22 protein-coding genes are annotated in these 20,869 nt (G+C 68.1%); 16 read left to right on the top strand and 6 right to left on the bottom strand.

Going from position 1 to position 20,869, the window contains the following annotated elements; translation table 11 throughout:
• The first annotated feature begins 112 nt into the window (after window positions 1–112).
• A complete protein-coding gene (locus VARPA_RS01620) occupies window positions 113–613 on the top strand; it encodes a hypothetical protein (protein WP_013538791.1) in 501 nt (166 codons plus the stop codon).
• Here the strand turns inward: VARPA_RS01620 and VARPA_RS01615 are convergent, their stop codons facing one another.
• Window positions 614–1,492, bottom strand: a complete 879-nt coding sequence (locus tag VARPA_RS01615; RefSeq protein ID WP_013538790.1) for an IclR family transcriptional regulator — start codon at window positions 1,490–1,492, stop codon at window positions 614–616.
• 206 nt (window positions 1,493–1,698) lie between these two features.
• Here VARPA_RS01615 and VARPA_RS01610 point away from each other — a divergent pair, with 206 nt between their 5' ends.
• The 7 genes from VARPA_RS01610 to VARPA_RS01580 are packed head-to-tail and all read left to right on the top strand — an operon-like array spanning window position 1,699 to window position 8,404.
• Window positions 1,699–2,769, top strand: coding sequence for an ABC transporter ATP-binding protein (locus VARPA_RS01610; RefSeq protein WP_041943173.1), 1,071 nt, complete (start codon window positions 1,699–1,701; stop codon window positions 2,767–2,769).
• Complete coding sequence (locus VARPA_RS01605; protein ID WP_013538788.1) at window positions 2,766–3,626, top strand: ABC transporter permease; 861 nt, start codon at window positions 2,766–2,768, stop codon at window positions 3,624–3,626. Before VARPA_RS01610 ends, VARPA_RS01605 begins: the two co-directional genes overlap by 4 nt.
• A 4-nt stretch (window positions 3,627–3,630) precedes the next feature.
• Window positions 3,631–4,425 carry an ABC transporter permease gene (locus VARPA_RS01600; protein ID WP_013538787.1) on the top strand — a complete coding sequence of 265 codons (795 nt, stop codon included), beginning with the start codon at window positions 3,631–3,633 and terminating at the stop codon, window positions 4,423–4,425.
• Window positions 4,426–4,731, top strand: a complete 306-nt coding sequence (locus tag VARPA_RS01595) for a (2Fe-2S)-binding protein (protein WP_013538786.1) — start codon at window positions 4,426–4,428, stop codon at window positions 4,729–4,731.
• Window positions 4,728–6,140 (top strand): NAD(P)/FAD-dependent oxidoreductase, encoded by a 1,413-nt coding sequence (locus VARPA_RS01590; RefSeq protein WP_013538785.1) that lies wholly within the window; start codon window positions 4,728–4,730, stop codon window positions 6,138–6,140. Before VARPA_RS01595 ends, VARPA_RS01590 begins: the two co-directional genes overlap by 4 nt.
• Entirely contained in the window at window positions 6,137–7,324 is a 1,188-nt protein-coding gene (locus VARPA_RS01585) for an NAD(P)/FAD-dependent oxidoreductase (protein WP_013538784.1), read from the top strand. The genes VARPA_RS01590 and VARPA_RS01585 overlap by 4 nt, the downstream gene beginning before the upstream one ends.
• 12 nt (window positions 7,325–7,336) lie before the next feature.
• Window positions 7,337–8,404 carry an ABC transporter substrate-binding protein gene (locus VARPA_RS01580; protein ID WP_013538783.1) on the top strand — a complete coding sequence of 356 codons (1,068 nt, stop codon included), beginning with the start codon at window positions 7,337–7,339 and terminating at the stop codon, window positions 8,402–8,404.
• A gap of 9 nt (window positions 8,405–8,413) precedes the next feature.
• Here the strand turns inward: VARPA_RS01580 and VARPA_RS01575 are convergent, their stop codons facing one another.
• The 3 genes from VARPA_RS01575 to VARPA_RS01565 are packed head-to-tail and all read right to left on the bottom strand — an operon-like array spanning window position 8,414 to window position 12,229.
• Window positions 8,414–10,054 carry a GMC family oxidoreductase gene (locus VARPA_RS01575; protein ID WP_013538782.1) on the bottom strand — a complete coding sequence of 547 codons (1,641 nt, stop codon included), beginning with the start codon at window positions 10,052–10,054 and terminating at the stop codon, window positions 8,414–8,416.
• Between the two features lie 26 nt (window positions 10,055–10,080).
• Window positions 10,081–10,689, bottom strand: a complete 609-nt coding sequence (locus tag VARPA_RS01570) for a hypothetical protein (protein ID WP_013538781.1) — start codon at window positions 10,687–10,689, stop codon at window positions 10,081–10,083.
• Between the two features lie 28 nt (window positions 10,690–10,717).
• A complete protein-coding gene (locus VARPA_RS01565; RefSeq protein WP_041943170.1) occupies window positions 10,718–12,229 on the bottom strand; it encodes a CoA-acylating methylmalonate-semialdehyde dehydrogenase in 1,512 nt (503 codons plus the stop codon).
• Window positions 12,230–12,321: 92 nt separating this feature from the next.
• On the opposite strand from VARPA_RS01565, the gene VARPA_RS01560 reads away from it, so the two are divergent.
• The 7 genes from VARPA_RS01560 to VARPA_RS01530 all read left to right on the top strand — a co-directional run bounded on the left by VARPA_RS01560 (window position 12,322) and on the right by VARPA_RS01530 (window position 18,004).
• Entirely contained in the window at window positions 12,322–13,236 is a 915-nt protein-coding gene (locus tag VARPA_RS01560; protein WP_013538779.1) for a LysR family transcriptional regulator, read from the top strand.
• A gap of 135 nt (window positions 13,237–13,371) precedes the next feature.
• A complete protein-coding gene (locus VARPA_RS01555) occupies window positions 13,372–14,538 on the top strand; it encodes an MlaE family ABC transporter permease (protein ID WP_013538778.1) in 1,167 nt (388 codons plus the stop codon).
• The gene (locus VARPA_RS01550) at window positions 14,535–15,392 is read left to right on the top strand and encodes an ABC transporter ATP-binding protein (RefSeq protein ID WP_013538777.1); all 858 of its coding nucleotides are present in this window, start codon (window positions 14,535–14,537) and stop codon (window positions 15,390–15,392) included. The genes VARPA_RS01555 and VARPA_RS01550 overlap by 4 nt, the downstream gene beginning before the upstream one ends.
• Window positions 15,393–15,401: 9 nt before the next feature.
• Complete coding sequence (locus tag VARPA_RS01545) at window positions 15,402–16,358, top strand: MlaD family protein (RefSeq protein WP_013538776.1); 957 nt, start codon at window positions 15,402–15,404, stop codon at window positions 16,356–16,358.
• Window positions 16,359–16,373: 15 nt separating this feature from the next.
• Window positions 16,374–17,048: an ABC-type transport auxiliary lipoprotein family protein gene (locus VARPA_RS01540; RefSeq protein ID WP_013538775.1), complete on the top strand. Its 675-nt coding sequence runs from the start codon at window positions 16,374–16,376 to the stop codon at window positions 17,046–17,048.
• A 57-nt stretch (window positions 17,049–17,105) separates the two neighbouring features.
• Window positions 17,106–17,327 carry a hypothetical protein gene (locus VARPA_RS01535; protein ID WP_013538774.1) on the top strand — a complete coding sequence of 74 codons (222 nt, stop codon included), beginning with the start codon at window positions 17,106–17,108 and terminating at the stop codon, window positions 17,325–17,327.
• Between the two features lie 182 nt (window positions 17,328–17,509).
• Window positions 17,510–18,004, top strand: coding sequence for a pentapeptide repeat-containing protein (locus VARPA_RS01530; RefSeq protein WP_013538773.1), 495 nt, complete (start codon window positions 17,510–17,512; stop codon window positions 18,002–18,004).
• Between the two features lie 18 nt (window positions 18,005–18,022).
• On the opposite strand, the gene VARPA_RS01525 is transcribed toward VARPA_RS01530, so the two are convergent.
• Both VARPA_RS01525 and VARPA_RS01520 read right to left on the bottom strand, forming a co-directional pair.
• Window positions 18,023–18,778 carry an SIR2 family NAD-dependent protein deacylase gene (locus VARPA_RS01525; protein ID WP_013538772.1) on the bottom strand — a complete coding sequence of 252 codons (756 nt, stop codon included), beginning with the start codon at window positions 18,776–18,778 and terminating at the stop codon, window positions 18,023–18,025.
• Window positions 18,775–19,680 carry an IclR family transcriptional regulator gene (locus VARPA_RS01520; RefSeq protein ID WP_013538771.1) on the bottom strand — a complete coding sequence of 302 codons (906 nt, stop codon included), beginning with the start codon at window positions 19,678–19,680 and terminating at the stop codon, window positions 18,775–18,777. Before VARPA_RS01520 ends, VARPA_RS01525 begins: the two co-directional genes overlap by 4 nt.
• A gap of 148 nt (window positions 19,681–19,828) precedes the next feature.
• On the opposite strand from VARPA_RS01520, the gene VARPA_RS01515 reads away from it, so the two are divergent.
• Window positions 19,829–20,788, top strand: coding sequence for an MBL fold metallo-hydrolase (locus VARPA_RS01515; protein ID WP_013538770.1), 960 nt, complete (start codon window positions 19,829–19,831; stop codon window positions 20,786–20,788).
• Window positions 20,789–20,869: the final 81 nt, after the last annotated feature.

Genomic DNA, 20,869 nt, shown 5'->3' with positions numbered 1-20,869 from the left:
GTTTGCGGAATGAACTCGGCGTCCGCTCCCCGCGCGTCGGGCTGCGCGCCTACGCACGGCGCGGCGGTGCGCGCTGAAGATTCCGCACCTTCACTTCACCGCCCGGAGCGCCATGAAGCTCATCCACGCCCTCTACGCCGCGATCCATGCGCTGATGGCGCTCGCGTTCGCCATCGCCTCGATCGTGCTGGTCGTGATCGCGGCGCGTGCCGGCTGGGGCGCCGTGATGCAGGGCCTGGGCCTTCCGACGGCCGAGGCCATCATCGAAGCGGTGGGCGTGCTGGCGGCCGGCGTGGTCGCGCTGCAGATCTCGCAGACCGTGCTCGAGGAAGAAGTGCTGCGCGAGGCGCACATCAGCGCGCCGACCCGTGTGCGGCGCTTTCTCTCGCGCTTCATGGTCGTCATCGTCGTGGCCGTCGCGGTCGAAGGGCTGGTCGCGACCTTCAAGGCGCGCGAGGCGCCCGAGCTGATGCTGCATGCCGCCACGATGCTGGGTGCGGTCGGGCTGCTGATGGCGGGCTGGGGCCTCTTCATCCGCTTCAACCGCTATGCGGAAGAGCTGGAGCCCGAGGCGATGGAAGAAGCCAAGAGCGAAGACCGCAAGCTGAAGTGATCAGCCCGGCCCGGGCGCCTCGGGCAACGCGATCTTCTGCCCGCCCGGCGAGCCCGCGAGGCTCTGCGCCGGCCGCCTCAGCGTCGCATCGAACGGGTTGATCTTCGGCCCGATGGCCGCCGCTTCCCGCTTGAGCAGTTCCACTACCGTCGGCATGCGGTCCGCATTGAGTCGATCGGCAATCGTGCCCACGCTCAGCGCGGCCACCGCACGGCCTTCGCGGTCGAGGATCGGCACCGCCACGCCCGCCATGCCTTCGAGCAGCCCGGTGTTGCGCCCGGCATAACCCTGCTGACGCACGCGCTCGATCTCGGTGCGCAGATAAACCTCGTCGTACACGCCGTACTCGCGCACCCGCGAAAGGTTGAAGCGGATCACTTCTTCACGCTCGGCTTCCGGCAGGAAGGCCAGGATCGCCAGCGCCCCCTGCCCCACTCCGAGCGCGATGCGCCCGCCGATATCGCCGGTGAACGAGCGGATCGGAAACGGCCCTTCGCTGCGGTCCAGGCAGATTGCGTCGAAGCCGCTGCGCGCCAACAGGAAGATGCTGTCGCCCAGGCTCGCGCACAGCCGCAGCAGCACTGGCCGGCATATCGAGCGCAGGTCGCCGGGGTTGCCCGCGCTGGCCGCAAGCGCGAAGAAATCGATGCTCAGCCGATAGAGCTTGCTGCGCTCGTCCTGCTCGACCATGCCTTCAGCCATGAGCGATTGCAGCAAACGGTGCGTGGTGGCTTGCGTCAGGCCCACGGACCGTGCGATCTGGGTCACGCGGCCGCCTTCGGCCTGCACAGCGCCGAGCGCGCGGATCACCGAAAAGACGCGCGGCACGCCGCCGCTGGACGCGGGCGACGCTGCGGCCGCCTCCGAATTGCTTTCCATACCTTGCTCCCGTGGAATTCTGTGGATAGATTTTGGCGATGATATTCCAATGAACGGAATAAATCGCAGAAATATTCTGATTAATGGAATACCCGAGGCGTTCTGGCGCAATCGTTGCAATAGAGTGAATTGAAAGTACTCAGCAGTCCATGGCCTGCACCAAGGTGTCGCACGCCATCTTTGGGTCTCCCACGAAAGGCGCTTCCATGTCATTCCTACGGCTTACCGACGTGACCAAGTTCTACGGCAGCACCCGCGCGGTGTCGGCGATGAACCTCAGCGTCGAAAAAGGCGAGTTCGTCTCGCTGCTCGGCCCCTCGGGCTGCGGCAAGACCACGACGCTGCAGATGATTGCGGGCTTCGAGGCCGTCAGCAGCGGCCGCATCGAACTCGCGGGCAAGGACATCACGAACGCCAAGGCCAACACGCGCGGTCTGGGCATCGTGTTCCAGAGCTACGCGCTCTTTCCGCACATGACGGTGGCCGACAACGTGAGCTTTGGCCTGGAGATGCGCAAGATGCCCAAGGCCGAGCGCGCCGACCGGGTGAAGCAGGCGCTGGCGCTGGTGCACCTGGAGCCGCACGCCACGCGCTACCCGCGCGAGCTCTCGGGCGGCCAGCGGCAGCGCGTGGCGCTCGCCCGTGCATTGGTGATCGAGCCGCCGGTGCTGCTGCTGGACGAGCCGCTCTCCAACCTGGACGCCAAGCTGCGCGAGGAGATGCAGTTCGAGCTGCGCCAGATCCAGCGCAAGGTCGGCACCACCACGGTGATGGTCACGCACGACCAGAGCGAGGCCATGTCGATCAGCGACCGCGTGGTGGTGATGGAAGGCGGCTGCGCCACGCAGATCGACCATCCGCACCGCGTGTACGAGCATCCGAGCACGCGCTTCATCTCCACCTTCGTGGGCAAGGCGAACCTGCTGAACGGACGCGTGACGGCCTGCAGCACCGGCAGTTGCAACGTCGAGGTCGGCCCACTCGCGGTGCAGGTCGACGAAGACGGCTTCAAGTCCGGCGCTGCGGTGCTCCTGAGCGTGCGGCCCGAAAAGCTCCAGCTGGTCACCGCAGGCCGTGGCCGCCTCGACGGTACGGTGCAGGAGCGCTTCTTCCTCGGCAGCCAGTGGCTCTACCGCATCGCCACGCCCGCAGGCGACCTGATGGTGCTGAGCCCCAACGACGGCCGCGATGCGCTGGACGAAGGCAACGCCGTCGGCATCGACTGGCCCGCGCACTGCACGCGGCTCTTGCCGGCCGAGGAGGCGGTCGCGGCATGAGCGGCATCCGAAACAAGGCCGCACCGTGGTGGCTCTCGGGCCCCGCCCTGCTGCTCTTCACCGCACTGCTGCTGGTGCCGCTGCTGCTCACCGCGGTGCTGTCGTTCAACGTATACGACCCGGCCACCGGGCCGAAGGCCGGCGAATTCACGCTGGCGCACTACGCGCATGTGTTCACCGACTCGTACTACCACGGCATCTTCTGGCGCACCTTCTGGATCTCGGCGCTGGTCACGCTGATCTGCGTGGTCATCGGCGCACCCGAGGCCTATGTGCTCAGCCGCATGCGCAACCCGTGGCGCTCGATCCTGCTCTTGGTCGTGCTCGCGCCGCTGCTGGTGTCGGTGGTGGTGCGCGCCTTCGGCTGGAGCATGCTGCTCGGGCCCGAGGGCGCGGTCAATTCGCTGCTGGGCCTCGTGGGTATCGGGCCGGTGAAGATGCTCTACACCGAGATCGCGGTGATCGTCGCGCTGGTGCACGTGATGCTGCCGTTCATGGTGATCCCGGTGTGGACCTCGCTGCAGAAGCTGGATGCGGGCGTGGAGAACGCGGCGCTCTCGCTCAAGGCCTCGCCATTCACCACGCTGCGGCGCATCGTGCTGCCGCAAGTGATGCCCGGCATCCTTTCGGGCAGCCTGATCGTCTTCGGCCTCGCCGCGAGTTCGTTCGCGATTCCGGGGCTGCTCGGCGGGCGCCGCCTGAAGATGGTCGCGACGGTGGTGTACGACGAGTACCTGAGCGAGCTGAACTGGCCCCTCGGCGCAGCGATCGCACTCACGCTGCTCGCCGCGAACCTCATCGTGATGCTGAGCTACAACCGCCTCGTCGAAGGCCGCTACAAGAAAGCGCTGGGCTGAAGCGATGAGCAAGAACGGCCCCTTCGCCCTCGCGTTCAACGCACTCGTCATCACCTTCATGCTCGCGCCGCTCCTGGTGGTGTGCATCGTCGCGTTCACGCCCGAGAACACGCTGACGATTCCGACCACCAGCTTCTCGCTGCGCTGGTTCGCCGCGGTGTTCGCGCACCCCGACTTCATGCAGTCGTTCTGGAACAGCCTGTGGCTCGCGCTGGCCTCGGCCACCATCGCCACGCTGCTGGCGGTGCCAGCCGGCATGGCGATCACGCGCTACGAGTTTCCGGGGCGCGACTTCCTCAATGCGCTGTTTCTCTCGCCGCTGATCATTCCGCACCTGGTCCTGGGCGTGGCGCTCTTGCGGCTCTTCGCGCTGGTGGGCGGCACGGGCAGCTTCGGCTGGCTGGTGATGGCGCATGCGCTGATCGTCACGCCCTATACGCTGCGCCTCGTCGTCGCCGCGCTCGTGGGCTTCGACCGCAGCGCCGAGCAGGCGGCGCTCTCGCTCGGCGCGAGCCAGGCGACGGTATTCAGGCGCATCACGCTGCCGATGATCCTGCCGGGCGTCACGGGCGGCTGGATGCTCGCCTTCATCAACAGCTTCGACGAAGTGACGATGTCGATCTTCGTGACCTCGCCGAGCACCGTGACGCTGCCGGTGCGCATGTACATGTATGCGACCGAATCGATCGATCCGCTGATGGCGGCGGTGTCGGCGCTGATGGTGGCGGTGACCGCCATCGCGATGGTGATCCTCGACCGGCTCTACGGGCTGGACCGGGTGCTGGTGGGACGCAAGTAGATGGCATCGACTGCATCACACGCACTGCTGCATCGCGTAGCCGAGACCGGCCGCGCGGCCGTGGCCTTCACGCTCGATGGCGAGCCCGCTTCGGCACTCGCCGGCGACACGGTGCTCACGGCCGTGCTCACGCAGGCAGGCCAACTTCGCCGCAACGAATTCAGCGACATGCCGCGCGCCGGCTTCTGCATGATGGGCGCGTGCCAGGACTGCTGGATCGCGACCGCCGAAGGCGAACGCCTGCGCGCCTGCTCGACCTTCATCGCGCCGGGCATGGCGCTGGTCACTGGGCGGAGCGGCGCATGACGACGAATGCCGGGCTTCAACCCGTGATCGTCGGCGCCGGGCCGGCCGGTGTGCGCGCGGCGGAGGCGCTGGTCGCGCATGGACTGCGGCCCCTCGTGATCGACGAGGCTTCGCGGGCCGGTGGACAGATCTACCGCCGCCCGCCCGCCAACTTCATCCAGCGCACGGCGGCCACGCTCTACGGCTTCGAGGCCTCGCGCGCGAACGCGGTGCACCTGGCCTTCGACACACTGCACGACCACATCGACTACCGCCCCGACAGCCTCGTGTGGAACGCACAGGGCGGCATGCTCGACGTGCTGCACAACCCGACGCGCACCACGACGCGCGTGCCGCATGGCGCGCTGATCGTCGCAACGGGCGCGACCGACCGCGTGCTGCCCGTGCCGGGCTGGACGCTGCCCGGCGTCTACACGCTCGGCGGCGCACAGGTGGCGCTCAAGTTCCAGGGCTGCGCCATCGGGCAGCGCGTGGTGTTCATGGGCACCGGGCCGCTGCTGTACCTCGTGGCTTATCAATATGCAAAAGCCGGCGCGAAGGTCGCGGCGGTGCTCGACACCGCGCGGCTCGCAGACCAGATCGCGGCAACGCCCGCGATGCTGCGCCAACCGGCCGTGTTCGCGAAGGGCGTGTACTTCGTCGCATGGTTGCGTGCGCACGGCGTGCCGCTGCACAGCGGCGTGCGTCCGCTGCGCGTGATCGGCGACGACGAGGCGCGGCGTGTCACCGGCGTCGCCTGGAATGACGGCCGCGAAGAGCGCACGCTGGCCTGCGATGCCGTCGGCTTCGGCTATGCGCTGCGCTCCGAGACGCAACTGGCCGACCTGCTCGGCTGCCGCTTCGAGTTCGCGCCCATGCACCGCGCCCACCTGCCGGTGCGCGATGCGGCGGGCCGCGCCAGCGTCGAAGGCGTGTACCTCGCGGGCGATGGCGCCGGCATCATGGGTGCCGATGCGGCCGAGTGGGCCGGCGAGCGCGCCGCGCTCGCGTTGCTCGCGGACCGCGGCGTGGCCATCGACGCCGCGCGCGCCGCTGCGCTCGAGGCCAAGCTCGAAGGATTGATGGGTTTTCGCCGCGGGCTGGAACGCGCCTTTCCGCTGCCACACGATTGGGCCGCGAACGCGCCCGACGACCTTGTCGTCTGCCGCTGCGAGAACGTCACCGCCGGCACGCTGCGCCAGACCATTGCTGTCAACGGCGCCGACGAAATGAACCGCCTCAAGGCGCTGTCGCGCGTCGGCATGGGCCGCTGCCAGGGCCGCATGTGCGGCGTGGCAGCGGCAGAAATCCTCGCGCATGCGACGGGCCAGCCGCTGCAACAGGTGGGCCGGCTGCGCGGACAGGCGCCGATCAAGCCGATCCCGATCCAACTCGCCGTGCACGCGGCCAGCGAAGGAGCCGGCGCATGAGTTCGATTCGGACCCTGCGTACCGACGTCGCCATCGTCGGCGGCGGCATCGTCGGTTCGTCGGCCGCGCTCGCGCTGCGGCAGATGGGCATCGGCGTCGCGCTGCTGGAGCGCGACCTCTGCGGCTCGCGCTCCAGCGGCGTCAACTTCGGCGGCGTGCGACGGCAGGGACGACCGCTGAGCCAGTTGCCGCTCGCGCAGCGCGCGCATCGGATATGGGGCCGCCTGCCGTCGCTGCTCGACACCGATGGCGAGTACCTGCGCTCGGGGCACTTCAAGATCGCGCGCAGCGAATCCGACATGGCCTCGCTCGAGCGCTATCGCGCGCAGAGCCTGGACTTCGACCTCGGGCTCGAACTGATCTCCGCCGCCCGCCTGCGCGAGCGCTGCCCCTGGCTCGGCCCGCGCGCGGTCGGCGGCTCGCTGTGCGTGGAAGACGGGCAGGCCAACCCGCGGCTGGTGTCGCCCGCTTTCGCGCTCGCGGCGCAGCGCGCGGGCGCGCAGATTTTCGAGCGCCACAAGGTCGACGAGGTGGCGCACGACGGCGCGATGTTCATGCTGCGCTCGGGCAATGCGCTCGAAGTGCATGCGCCGGTGCTGCTCAACTGCGCGGGCGCGTGGGCCGGCCCCCTCGCCGCCCAGTTCGGCGAAGCGGTGCCGCTGCGCGCGAGCCATCCGGTGATGGTGGTGACCGAGCCGCTGCCGCACTTCATGGTCTGGAGCCTGGGCGTCGAGGGCGGCGGCATCTACGGCCGGCAGGTGGCGCGCGGCAACCTCGTGCTCGGCGGCGGCCGGGGCTATGCGCTCGATGCCGACCGCGCGCGTGTCGATCGCGACGCCATCGCCACGCTCGCGACGCAGGCCATCGAACTGCTGCCCGCGCTGCGCCATGCGCACTTCATTCGCACCTGGAGCGGCACCGAGGGCAACATGCCCGACCGCCAGCCGGTGCTCGGCCCCAGCCGCACCACGCCGGGTCTGTTCCATGGCTTCGGCTTCTCGGGCGCGGGCTTCCAGATCGGACCTGCTGCCGGCGAAGTACTGGCCGAGCTGGTGCGCGACGGCCACAGCAGCACGCCGATCGACGCGTTCGCGGTCGACCGCTCCTTTCCCGAAGAAGACGGGGAAGCAGCGGATGAAGAACAGACCCACTCCCCTCTCACTTCCGTTCCCACCCTTCCCTGAAAGGCAACCACCATGTCCCGTACCCAGAAGACCTTTTCCCTTCGCCGGACCCTGCTCGGGGCGGCGGCGGTTTCCCTGCTCGCGGCCACCGGCGCGGCCAGCGCGCAGACCAAGACGCTCTACATCGGCATGAACGGCGGCACCATGGAGAAGGCGTACACGCAGTACGTGTTCCCGGCCTTCGAGAAGCTGTACGGCGCAAAGGTGGTGGTGGTGCCGGGCACCTCGTCGGACATCCTCGCGAAGGCACAGGCCAACAAGGACCGCCCGCAGATGCACGTGATGTTCCTGGACGACGGGATCATGGTGCGCGCCATCGGCATGGGCCTGTGCCAGAAGCAGAAGCCCAACCCGTCGCTCGCCGAGATCTACCCCGCCGCGCGCTTCAAGGACGACATGGCCAGCGGCGTGAGCCTGGGCATGACGGGCCTGGCCTACAACGCGAAGATGTTCAAGGAAAAGGGCTGGGCCGCGCCCACGTCGTGGATGGACCTGGCCGATCCGAAGTTCAAGGGCAAGGTGGTGTTCCAGTCGATGTCGTCTTCGTCGTTCGGGCTGCACGGCTTTTTGATGTTCAACCGCATCCAGGGCGGCAACGACAAGAACGTGGAGCCCGGCTTCAAGGCCTGGCCGACCACCGTCGGCCCCAACGTGCTGGAGTACATCCCGAGCTCGGCCAAGCTCTCGGAGATGGTGCAGACGGGCGAAGCGGCGATCTTCCCGCTCACGCCAACTGCGGTGGCCGCGCTCAAGACCAAGGGCATTCCGGTGGAGTACGCGCCGCCCAAGGAAGGCGCCGTGGTGCTGATGGTGGGCCAGTGCGTGATTGCCAACAACAGCGAGCCCGAGCTGTCGCAAAAGCTCGCCGAGTTCCTGCTGAGCCCGCTTGCGCAAGCCAACGTGCTTCAGTACGGCGCGCAGATCCCGACCAACCCGAAGGCGCCGGCCGTGGGCGAAGGCGCGACGCAGGTGGCGGACATCAACAAGTGGATGAAGACGGCGATCACCATCGATTGGGAGAGCATCAACGCGAACCGGCCCGCGTGGAATTCGCGCTGGAACAAGACGATAGAGAAGTAGGCTCGGGCCTCACGCCGCGCGGCTGGCTTCGAGAATCCAGCCCGCGGCCTTCTCGGCCATCATCAAGGTCGGGCTGTTCGTGTTGCCGCTCGTGATGGTGGGCATCGCGCCCGCATCCACCACGCGCAGGCCCTGGATGCCGCGCACGCGCAGCTTCGCATCGAGCACCGCCATCGGGTCGCCGTCAGCGCCCATCTTGGTGGTGCCCACCGGATGGAAGATGGTGGTCGCGATGTCGCCGGCCAGGCGCGCGAGGTCTTCGTCGGTCTGGTACTGCACGCCGGGCTTCCACTCCTCGGGCTTGTACTTGGCGAGCGCGGGCTGCGCGGCGATGCGGCGCGTCACGCGCAGCGAATCGGCGGCCACCTTGCGGTCTTCATCCGTGCTCAGGTAATTGGGCGCGATGGCGGGCGCATCTTCGAAGCGCTTGCTCTTGATGCGCACCGAGCCCCGGCTCGTCGGGTTGAGGTTGCACACGCTCGCGGTGAAAGCCGGAAAGCTGTGCAGCGGATCGCCGAAGGCATCGAGCGAGAGCGGCTGCACGTGGTATTCGAGGTTCGGCCATTCGTAGGCGTCGGAGCTGCGCGTGAAGGCGCCGAGCTGCGAAGGCGCCATGCTCATCGGGCCGCTGCGCTTCATCAGGTATTCGAGGCCGATCTTCGCCTTGCCGAGCATCGACGAGGCGAGCACGTTGAGCGTGGGCGCGCCGTCGATCTTGTAGACCGCGCGGATCTGCAGATGGTCCTGCAGGTTGGCACCGACGCCGGGGGCATCGAGCACCACGTCGATGCCGTGCTGGCGCAGCAACTCAGCCGGGCCCACGCCCGAAAGCTGCAGGATCTGCGGCGAGCCGATGGCGCCCGCAGAGAGGATCACTTCGCGCTCGGCATGCGCGGTCGCCATCTCGCTGCCGTTCCAGACTTCGGCGCCGATGCAGCGCTTCGTGCCGTCGGGCTGCGTCTCGAACAGGAGACGCGAGACCTGCGCGCCGGTCCACAGTTCGAAGTTGGGCCGGCCGTAGCAGGTGGGCCGGAGGAACGCCTTGGCCGTGTTCCAACGCCAGCCGTTCTTCTGGTTGACCTGGAAGTAGCCCACACCTTCGTTGCTGCCGCGGTTGAAGTCGGTGGTGTGTGGCACACCGGCCTGCACCGCCGCTTCGGCGAAGGCATCGAGGATGTCCCAGCGCAGGCGCTGTTTCTCCACGCGCCACTCGCCGCCCGCGCCATGCAGTTCGTCGGCGCCGAGATAGAAGTCCTCGTGCTTCTTGAACGCCGGCAGCACGTTCTGCCAGCGCCAGTCGTCATCACCGGTGAGGTCGGCCCACTGGTCGTAGTCGCGCGACTGGCCGCGCATGTAGATCATGCCGTTGATGCTGGAGCACCCGCCCAGCGTCTTGCCGCGCGGATAGCGCAGCGCGCGGCCGTTGAGGCCGGCGTCCGGCTCGGTGTTGTAGAGCCAGTCGGTGCGCGGGTTGCCGATGCAGTAGAGATACCCGACCGGAATGTGGATCCAGTGGTAGTCGTCCTTGCGGCCCGCCTCGATGAGCAGCACGCGCTTGCTCTTGTCGGCACTCAGGCGGTTGGCGATGAGCGAACCGGCGGTGCCGGCGCCGATGATGATGTAGTCGAAGGTGTTGTCGTTGTCTCGCATGGTTCTTCTTTTCTTGGGATCACTGCTCAGGATTTCAGCATCGAAAAAATCTGCGCCCAGTTGCCTTGCGCGCGGTCGACCAGCGCGTTCAGGCGGGCCTGCAACGCGCGCGCCACATCGGCGATCTCGCGCCCCGGCGGCAGCGGCTCGCGGCCCCAGACGATGGCGACCTCGGCCTGGATGCCTTCGGCTTCATCGGGCGATCCGTCGCCCGCGGCTGCGAGCAGCATGCACGGCAATGCGTCGGGGATGAACTCGCGCGCGATGCGGTTCTCTTGTGCGGCAAGGCCGAGCTTCGATACGCTCGCGGCAAGCTGCGCGCTTGCCAGCGCGCGCTCGGGCTGTCCGGGCAGGTCGGTGGCGTTTTCCGACCATTCCACCGCCTCGGCCCAGAAGGCTTCATCGCGCGGCCCGGTCTTGCCGAGCAGCCCGAACAGGCGGCCCCTGTAAATCGCCTGCATGTGGCGGCTCGCGAAATGCGCCATCGCCGCCGCATCGTCGATGGCCGGGGACAGCACGAGCCCCCGCTTGTGGTCGAAGCCGAAGTAGTGGTGCCTGCCATCGAGCGTGAACGACTCGATGCCGCCCACATGCCCGACGCGGCCCGCGATCGGCTGCCAGCCGCTTTCTTGCATGCCTGCTTTCGGCGCGTGGCGTTCGTTGTTACTTGGCCGTCGGCATGACGAACTCGGCACCCTTGCCGATGCTCTCTGGCCAGCGCTGCATGATCGACTTCTGCTTCGTATAGAAGCGCACGCCCTCTTCACCGTACGCGTGCATGTCGCCGAACAGGCTCTTCTTCCAGCCGCCGAAACCGTGCCAGGCCATCGGCACCGGAATCGGCACGTTGATACCGACCATGCCCACCTGGATGCGCCGGCTGAATTCGCGCGCCACGTTGCCGTCGCGGGTGAAGCAGCTCACGCCGTTGCCGAACTCGTGGGCGTTGATGAGGTCCACCGCGTCCTTGAAGTTCTCCACGCGCACGCAGCTGAGCACCGGACCGAAGATCTCTTCCTTGTAGATGCGCATCTCGGGCGTGACGTGGTCGAACAGCGTGCCGCCCATCCAGAAGCCGTCGCCGCAGCCTTCGCCAGCCACGCTGCCATCGAACGAACGACCATCGACCAGCAGCTTCGCGCCTTCCTTCTCGCCTTGCGCGATGTAGCCGGTGATGCGCTCGTGCGCCGCGCGCGTGACGATCGGGCCCATCTCGGCCGCGAGGTTGGTGCCGTTCAAGACCTTGAGCGTCTTCGTGCGCTCGATGAGCTTCGGAATCACCTTGTCCGCCACGTCGCCCACCAGCACCGCGACGCTGATCGCCATGCAGCGCTCGCCCGCCGAGCCGTAGCCCGCGCCGATCAGCGCATCCACGGTCTGGTCGATGTCGGCGTCGGGCATGACGACCATGTGGTTCTTCGCGCCGCCGAGGGCCTGCACGCGCTTGCCGTGGTGCGCGCCGGTTTCGTAGATGTAGTTGGCAATCGGCGTGGAGCCCACGAAGCTGATGGCCTTGACGTCGGGGTGCTCGAGCAGCGCATCGACCGCGACCTTGTCGCCCTGCACGACGTTGAACACGCCATCGGGCAGGCCGGCCTGCTTGAACAGTTCGGCGATCAGCAGCGACGGGCTCGGGTCGGTCGGGCTGGGCTTGAGCACGAAGGTGTTGCCCGCGGCAATGGCCACCGGGAACATCCACATCGGCACCATCACCGGGAAGTTGAAGGGCGTGATGCCGGCGACCACGCCCAGCGGCTGGCGCAGCGTCCAGTTGTCGATGCCGGTGCTCACCTGGTCGGTGAAGTCGCCCTTGAGGAGTTGGGGGATGCCGCAGGCGAATTCGACGATGTCGATGCCGCGGCTGACCTCGCCCTGCGCGTCGGTGAAGACCTTGCCGTGCTCGGCGGTGATGAGGTGGGCGAGCTCGTCCTTGTGCTCGTTGAGCAACTGCAGGAACTTGAACATCACGCGCGCCCGGCGGATCGGCGGGGTGTCGGCCCAGGCGGGGAAGGCGGCCTGGGCGGCGGCCACGGCGGCCGAGACCTGCGCGGCGTCGGCGAGGCCGACCTTGCCGGTGACGGCGCCCGTGGCGGGGTTCGTCACGTCCTGCGTGCGGCCCGAGGCGTTGGCGGCCGGCAGGCCGGCGATGTAATGATCGATATTTCTGATATTCATGGACATGTTGGGGTCTCCTGAAGGCAATTTGGCCCGTTCCTCGAAGGAAAGGCCAATGAATTCGGCGCCGCAGCCTTATAAATCGGACTTATATGACTACCGCCGCCATGGACCTCCAGATTTTGCGCGCCTTCGTTCTCGCAGCGAAGGAAGGCAACGTTTCCCGCGCCGCCGAGCGGCTGCACCTCACGCAGCCGGCGGTGAGCCTGCAGCTCAAGCGCTTTGCCGAGGAAACCGGCCTCGTGCTCTTCACGCGCACGCCGCACGGGCTGGCGCTCACGGCCGACGGCGCGGCGATGCTGCCGCAGGCCGAGCGGGTGCTGGCGGCCGTCGGCGACCTGCAGCAGGCCGCGCGCAAGCTGCAGGGCACGGTGCGCGGGGCGCTGCGCATCGGCACCATCCTCGATCCGGAGTTCACGCGGCTGGGCGTGTTCCTGCGCGAGCTGGTCGAGGCCGCGCCCCAGATCGAGACCGAGCTGCGCCACGGCATGAGCGGCAGCGTGCTCGCGCAGGTGCTGCGCGGCGACCTGGACGTGGGCTTTCACCTTGACCCCGGCGACGACGACCAGGCCGCGACAACACCCGCGCCCGCGCTCTCGGTCCGCCCCCTCACCCGCTTCACCTACCGCGTGGTCGCGCCTGCCGGCTGGGGCCCGCAGGTGCAGGGCCGCGACTGGAAGGCGCTGGCCGCGTTGCCCTGGCTCGCGACGCCGCCCGAGTCGGCGCACCACCGGCTGCTGGAACGCGTGTTCGCGCCGCTGGGCCTTTCGCCGCGGCGGGTGGCGATGGTCGACCAGGAGGCATCGATGCTCGACTTGCTGAAATCGGGCATCGGCTTGAGCCTCGTGCGCGACTCGATCGCGATCCGCGAATGCCAGGCCCACGGCCTCGCGATGGCCGACCGGGTGCAGCTCGATTGCGCGCTGCGTTTCGTCTCGCTCGCGTCGCGGCGAGACGAGCCGGTGATCGCGAGCGCCTGGGACGCATTGGCTAAAGCCTGGAACTGAAGAAAGCTGAAAAAACGGCGCTCTGCCCTACGCCAATGAGGGGTCTGGAGCACATGGGCGCGGGATGCACCCGGTTACGATGCGCGCGTCCCCCAAAACCGGTCATTTGTTAACTTTCTGCTCATCCTCCGACCCATGCCTTCCGCCACCCAGACTGCCGACGCCCCAGCCGCCGACAGCGCGTGGCCGCGTGTAGCGCAGCAGGAGCAGGAAGGCCGTCAATGGACGGTGGCCACCGGCCGCTGGACCGCGCTGGGCATGTCGTCGCTGCCGGCCTGGCAGGCGCTCTCCAAAAGCCTGGCGGCGGCACCTCCCGCGGACGACCGCGCCTGGGACCTGCGCCCCATCGAGCAGCTCGACCACATCGGCGCCCAGCTCCTGTGGGAGCACTGGCGCCACGAATGGCCCGCCACGCTGGAGATGGAAGCGCAGCACAAGGCGGTGCTCGACCAGGTGGCGCAGTACACCGTCGCCACGCCGGTCGAACCGCCCAAGACGCTGGCCGACCGCATCCGCACCTTCTCGCACAACGGGCCGCGCGCGATGGTCGTGGCGCGCGATTTCATCGGGCTGATCGGCCAGCTCGCGATCGATGTCGGCACGCTGATCCGTGCCCCGCACCGCGCGCCGTGGCGCGACTTCTCGGGACATCTTTATCAGTTCGGCGCGACGGCGCTGCACATCACGGCGCTGGTCGGCCTCTTGATCGGCGTGGTGCTGGCCTACCTGATCTCCCAGCAGCTGCGCAACTACGGCGCCGAGGCCTTCGTGGTCAACATCCTCGGGCTCTCGCTGGTGCGCGAACTCGGGCCGGTGCTGGCCGCGGTGTTGATCGCCGGGCGCTCGGGATCGGCTATCACCGCGCAGATCGGCGTGATGCGGGTGACCGAGGAACTCGACGCGATGCGCGTCATGGGCATTCCGCACGGCTTTCGCCTCGTGATGCCGCGCGTGCTGGCGCTGGCCATCGCGATGCCGCTCATCAGCCTGTGGACCTCGATGGCGGCGCTGCTGGGCGGCATGCTCGCGGCCGACGCGGCGCTCGACATTTCGCCGGCCTACTTTCTTTCGGCGCTGCCGCGCGCGGTGCCGATTGCCAACCTGTGGCTCGCGATGGCCAAGTCGGCCGTGTTCGGCATCCTGATCGCTCTGATCGGCTGCTACTTCGGCATGAAGGTCAAGCCCAACACCGAAAGCCTCGGGCGCGGCACGACCTCGTCGGTGGTGACCTCGATCACCGCGGTGATCCTGGTCGACGCGCTGTTCGCGGTGCTGTTCAAAGGCATCGGATTCCGGGGATGAATACCGCCGTGAACAACAGCAGCAGCAGCAGCGACCCCACCGTCGTCGACATCCGCAAGCTCTGGACGGTATTCAAGAACGCCGACGGCGAGCAGGTGGTGCATCGCGATCTCAACATGCATATCGACCGGGGCGAGGTGCTCTCGCTGGTGGGCGGCTCGGGCACCGGCAAGACGGTGCTGCTGCGCCAGATCCTCGGACTGGAAAAGCCGACGCAGGGCGTGGTCGAGGTGCTGGGCCAGCAGCCGGGCGAACTCAGCGCCTCGGGCGCGGCCAACGTGGGCATGCTGTTCCAGCACGGCGCGCTGTTCTCGGCCTTCAGCGTGCTGGAGAACATCGCCTTTCCGCTGCGCGAATTGAAGCTGCTGCCCGACGAGCTGATCCGCCACGCGGCGCTCGTGAAACTGCAGATGGTCGGGCTGGAGCCGCAGCATGCGAACAAGAGCCCGTCGGACCTGTCGGGCGGCATGATCAAGCGCGTGGCGCTGGCGCGCGCGCTCATCATGGACCCGCCGCTGCTGCTGCTCGACGAGCCCACCGCGGGCCTGGACCCCGAGGCTTCCGACAGCTTCTGCAATCTGCTGCGCGGCCTGCACCGCGAGCTGGGCCTGACGGTGGTGATGGTCACGCACGACCTGGACACGCTGTTCGACCTGAGCACCCGCATCGCGGTGCTGGCCGACCAGAAAGTCATCGTCAGCGGCACGGCGCGCGAGGTCATCGCCTACCCGCATCCGTTCATCCACGAATACTTTCTAGGAGGGCGCGGCCAGCGCGCCCTGGAGGCGCTGCATGACAAGCCAGCCACAGAACAACACGCGCCGCGGCCCGAAGCCGCGCGCGCCGAAAGGTAGGTAGCCACCATGGAAAACAAGGCCCATGCCCTCGCCGCCGGCGCCTTCGTGCTCGGCCTTCTGGCCGTGCTCGTCGGGCTGGTGATCTGGTTCACGCGCGACAACACCGTGCGCAACGTCTACGAGCTGTCCACCCGCGATGCCGTCAGCGGCCTGCAGCCGCAGGCGATGGTGCGCTACCGCGGCATCGCGGTCGGCAAGGTGGCGTCGATCGACTTCGACCCCAAGGTGAAGGGCAATGTGCGCGTGCGCATCACGGTCGACCAGCGCGTGCCGCTCACCACCTCCAGCTTCGCCACGCTGAGCTACCAGGGCGTGACCGGCCTGGCCTTCATCGCGCTGGACGACAAGGGCGAATCGCAGGTCGCACTCAAGCCCAACGACGACGATCCGCCGCGCATTCCGCTCAAGCCCTCGATGCTCGCGCAGCTGCAGGACCGGGGCGAAGCCATCATCAACCAGGTCGAGGAAGTGACCAAGCGCGCCAACCAGTTGCTGAGCGACCCGAACCAGAAGCGCGCGGCCGATGCGCTGGAGAACATCGCAGCCGCCTCGGCCAGCGCCAACACGCTGCTCAAGACGCTCGACAACACCGTGAAGACCGGCCTGAACCCCGCGCTGGAAAAGCTGCCCGACACGCTGGGCACGGTGAAGAAAGCGGCCAGCGATGTCTCGCGCGTAGCCAACAACTTCAACACCACCGTGGGCCGGCTGAATGCGCCCGACGGCCCGGTCGAGCGGCTGAGCGACGGCACCAAGGCGCTCGCGCAGGCGGTCGATTCATTCAACGCCGCCACGCTGCCGCGCGTGAACCGCGTGGCCGACGACACCTCGCACGCGGTGCGCCGACTGGGCCGCGCGGCGGACAGCATCAACGACAACCCGCAATCGCTCCTGTTCGGCAACGGCGGCGCCGCGGCGGGCCCGGGCGAGCCGGGTTTCTCCGCGCCGGCCGCGCGTCCTTGATCGAAGGTGATGAGCATGAAGACAACCACCCATCCTCTTGCATCGGCCCTGGCGGGCCTCGGCATCGCGCTGCTGGTCGCCGGTTGCGGCGCGCTGCCCGACAAGCCGGCGCGCGCCAAGCTGTACGACTTCGGCCCCGGCGTTTCAGCCATGGCCACGGCGCCGGCCGCCGCGGCTTCACCCGCGCTGCCGATGCTCGCGCTGGCCGAGATCGAGGCCAACACCCGGCTGGACGGCACGCAGATCCTCTATCGCCTCGGGTACGCGGACACCAACGAACTGCGCCCCTATGGCCAGTCGCGCTGGAGCCAGCCGCCCGCGCAACTGCTTCGCCAGCGGCTGCGCGACAGCCTTGCGGAGCGCCGCACCGTGCTCGGCCCGGAGGAAAGCGCCACGCTCGCGCGCAGCAAGGGCGAGGTGCCCGACACGCTGCGCATCTCGCTGGACGAGTTCAGCCACTACTTCGATTCGCCCGCCAGCAGCGCCGGCCTGGTGCGCCTGCGCGCCACGCTGATTCGCGGCGGCACCGGCGGCGACCGCGTGCTCGGCCAGAAGACCTTCACCGTGCGCCGCCCCGCGCCCAGCGCCGACGCGCCCGGCGGCGTGAAGGCCCTCGCGGCGGCCAGCGACGCGGCCGTGGCCGAAGTCACGCAGTGGATGGATGCATTGCAGCGGCAACCGCGGCAGTAAGCTGCAATCCCCCTGCGCAGCGCGCAGCTTCAAACCAAAGACGAGGAGACCCGCCCCATGAACGCAACACGCATCGTCGGCATCCTGCTGATCGTGGCAGGCATCGCGGGGCTGGGCCTCGGCGGCTTCAGCTTCACCAAGGAAACGCACCAGGCCAAGCTCGGGCCGCTGGAGTTCTCGGTGAAGGAAAAGCAGACCGTCAACTTCCCGGCCTGGGCCGGCGTGGCCGCCATCGTGGTGGGCGGCGCGCTGGTGCTGCTGGGCGGCAAGAAGAGTTGAGCGCCCGCCCCGCGCGCTGCGGGATCGGTGGGTGAAGAGGAAGGTCGCGGCGGGGCGAAGCCGGCCTCCCATGCAATCCGTCACGCTGCTGGCGGTGCAATGGTGGCCGGAACATTTCTCGCAGTTCTTGCGCCGAGGGTGCCTTCGCACAATGCGCCCTCCTTCATTTCTGGCGCACTTCCATGAGCTCTCTTCAGATCATCCAGGACCACGACAAATGGCGCAAAGGCACGGGCGGCGCGCCCGCGGGACTGGCGGGTGAAAGCGACGGCAATGTCTACCTCGGCCTCGATCTCGGCCTGATCACCTTCACGTCCAGCACCTTCAAGAGCAGCCGCTTCGGCACCACCAGCTTCGTGGATGCCGTGTGGACCGCGTGCCGCTTCACCGGCTGCTCGTTCAGCCGGTGCGACATGCAGCGGATCAAGGTCAACGGCTGTTCATTCGTGGGCTGCACCTTCGCGGCATCGCAACTCAGGGCCAGCATCTTCAGCGACTGCACGTTCAGTCACTGCAACCTCATCTCGCTGAATTTCGATGCGAGCCACTGGTCCCGGGTCAAGCTGCTCGATTGCCGGGGCCAGCAAGTGAGCGCCGCCGACCTCGTCGGCGAGCAGGTGGACTTCACGGGAAGCCGGTTCGAGGACATGCAGTTCACCAACGCGCGCATCAACTGACGGAGAAGTGGTGCTGCGCTAGCCGCCCAGCCCTGCCAGCAAGCGCGGCAACAGGTCTTCCGAAGTCCCGCGCAGCACCACCGCCGCCGAATCGTCCAGGTGCGGCAGCGGCTCCAGGTTCAGCGTGATGAGCCGGCTGCCGCGCGCCATCGCCAGCTCGGGCAGTTCGGCCGCCGGATAGACGATGGTCGTGCTGCCGACCACCATGAAGAGGTCCGACTCCTGCGCCGCCACCTGGGCCTCGAGCAGCACGCCGGGGTTGAGCATCTCGCCGAACATCACGACGTCGGGCCGCGCATGCGAGCCGCAGCGCAGGCACCGGTGAAAGGGCCAGGGGCCGCTGCGGTTGCCGCAGTGATCGCAGCGCCAGCGGCGCAGCGATCCGTGCAGTTCGAGCACGTCGAGCCCGCCCGCCTGGGTGAGGAGCCCATCGACGTTCTGCGTGACCAGCCGCGTCGCCGGGCGCAGCCGCTGCAACTGCGCGAGCGCCCGGTGCCCCGGATTGGGTGTGGCCGATTCGACGACCGACATACGCTGCCCCCAGAACTTCGTGAAGCCCGCAGGGTCGCGCTTGAGGTCTTCGGCATGGGAAAACTGCAGGGCGTTCTGGCTTTTCCAGAGGCCGTCGGCATCGCGGTAGGTCGGGATGCCCGAGGCGCGGGACAAGCCGGCGCCCGAGAAGACGACGATGCGCCGGGCGTCGCGGAGCAGCGCGATGGCGGCTGCCAGCGGGGAAGAGATAGAGGTGGTGTCGGTGGCGTCGGGTCGCGTCATCGCTCAGGTTTCGAAGATCCGGAAGGTCCCGCGGCGGGCGCGCCGAGCCGCTGCGACACGGCGCCCGCACAGGCCTTGAGTGCGCGTGAAAGCTCGCCGTCCCACGCGGTGTCGAAAACGCCGGCCGGGCCGATCGCGGTCACGGCCAGCACGATGGCGCCGGTGTGGTCGAACACCGGCGCGGCCATGGCGCTCACGCCCTTGATCACCTCGCCGTCGGAGCGGCTGATGCCGTGTGCGCGCACTTCTTTGAGTTGACGCTCGAAGTCGCTCCACGACGGCAGCGGCTGCACGGCCGGCATGCCGCCGGCGGGTGCAGCGGGCTCGGCGGCTGCGCCCTTGCGCGGTTTCTGGCGCTGGCGCTCCTCTTCGAGCAGTTGCCGCACCGCGTCGGCATCGAGGTAGGCCGCGAAGATGCGGCCCGAAGCGGTGTTGGTCAGCGAGAACACCGTGCCGTGCCGCATGGTCACATGCACCGGCGACGGCGATTCGGCCGTGCGCACGATGGTCGCGCCGCGCGCGCCCCACACCGCCAGCGCCACCGTGTGGCCGATCTGCAGCGCCAGCGGGCTGAGCAGCGGGGTGGCGATGTGCACCGGATCGGCCTGCTGCAGGCTGATGAGCCCCAGTTGCAAGGCCAGCGGACCGAGCAGATAGTGGCCGCTGGCGCGGTCCTGCTCGATGAGCCCGAGCCGTCCGAAGCTCACCATGTAGGGGTGGGCCTTGGCGGGCGTCATTTCGGCCTCGCGCGCCAGGTCCTTCAGCGCCATCGGCCTGCCGTGGTGCACCAGCGCACGCAGCAACTGGCCGCCGACCTCGATGCTCTGGATGCCGCGCTGGGCGGAGCGGTCGGTCTCGGGGGGGTCGCTGCTGTCGCCGGTGTGGCTGGAGTCCTTGGTCACAGGGCTGCCGATCGTTCGTTCATGAAGAAGGGATTAGACATTACCTGATCCGAGGCTTACACTGCGAAAATTCGTTATCCGCGAATTCATTTGCCCTAAACGAATTTTCACAACGCTTTCCAACCCCACACAGACCGGAGACAACACGATGAGCCAAGCCAAGAAGTTCGCCAGCCAGGCCGACATGGAAGAAAAGAAGATCACCTTCAGCCAGATCTCGGAGCACGCCTGGGCCTACACCGCCGAGGGCGACCCGAACACCGGCATCGTGATCGGCGACGACTGCGTGCTGGTCGCCGACACGCAAGCCACCCCCGCCATGGCCGCCGACGTGGTGCGGCGCATCCGCGAAGTGACCGACAAGCCCATCAAGTACGTGGTGCTCACCCATTACCACGCGGTGCGCGTGCTGGGCGCGGCGGGCTACGGGGCCGAGCACATCCTGGCCAGCCAGGACACGCGCGACCTGATCGTGGAGCGCGGCGAGGCCGACAAGGCCAGCGAAATCGGCCGCTTCCCGCGCCTGTTCCAGAACGTCGAGACCGTGCCCCCGGGCCTGACCTGGCCCACCATGACCTTCGCCGGCAAGATGACGCTGTGGCTCGGCAAGCTCGAGGTGCAGCTGATCCAGCTGGGCCGCGGCCACACCAAGGGCGACACGGTCGTCTGGCTGCCAGGCGAGAAGACGCTGCTGTCGGGAGACCTGGTGGAGTTCGGCGCCACGCCGTATGCCGGCGACGCCTACTTCCAGGACTGGCCGCAGACGCTGGACAACATCGCAGCCCTCCAGCCCGCCGCACTGGTGCCGGGCCGCGGCGCGGCGCTCACCACGCCGGCCGAAGTGGCCGAGGGCCTCACCGGCACACGCAACTTCATCTCCGACGTGTATGCGAGCGTGCAGGAAGGCGTGAAGGCAGGCCGCGACCTGAACACGGTCTACAAGGACACCTACGCGAAGCTCAAGCCCAAGTACAGCCAGTGGGTGATCTTCGACCACTGCATGCCGTTCGACGTGAGCCGCGCGTACGACGAGGCCTCGGGCCACGCCGATCCGCGCGTGTGGACGGCCGAGCGGGACATCGAGATGTGGAAGGCGCTGGAAGGCTGATCGGTCCTGCCTTGCTCCCTCCCCCTCTGGGGGAGGGCTGGGGTGGGGGCAGGCAGAGCGCCGGTTTCGAGCGCCGCTCGC

The organism is Variovorax paradoxus EPS (assembly GCF_000184745.1).
Classification (GTDB): domain Bacteria; phylum Pseudomonadota; class Gammaproteobacteria; order Burkholderiales; family Burkholderiaceae_C; genus Variovorax; species Variovorax paradoxus_C.
The sequence above is the reverse complement of the archived record's forward strand: the minus strand, read 5'-3'. Positions and strand labels throughout refer to the sequence as shown.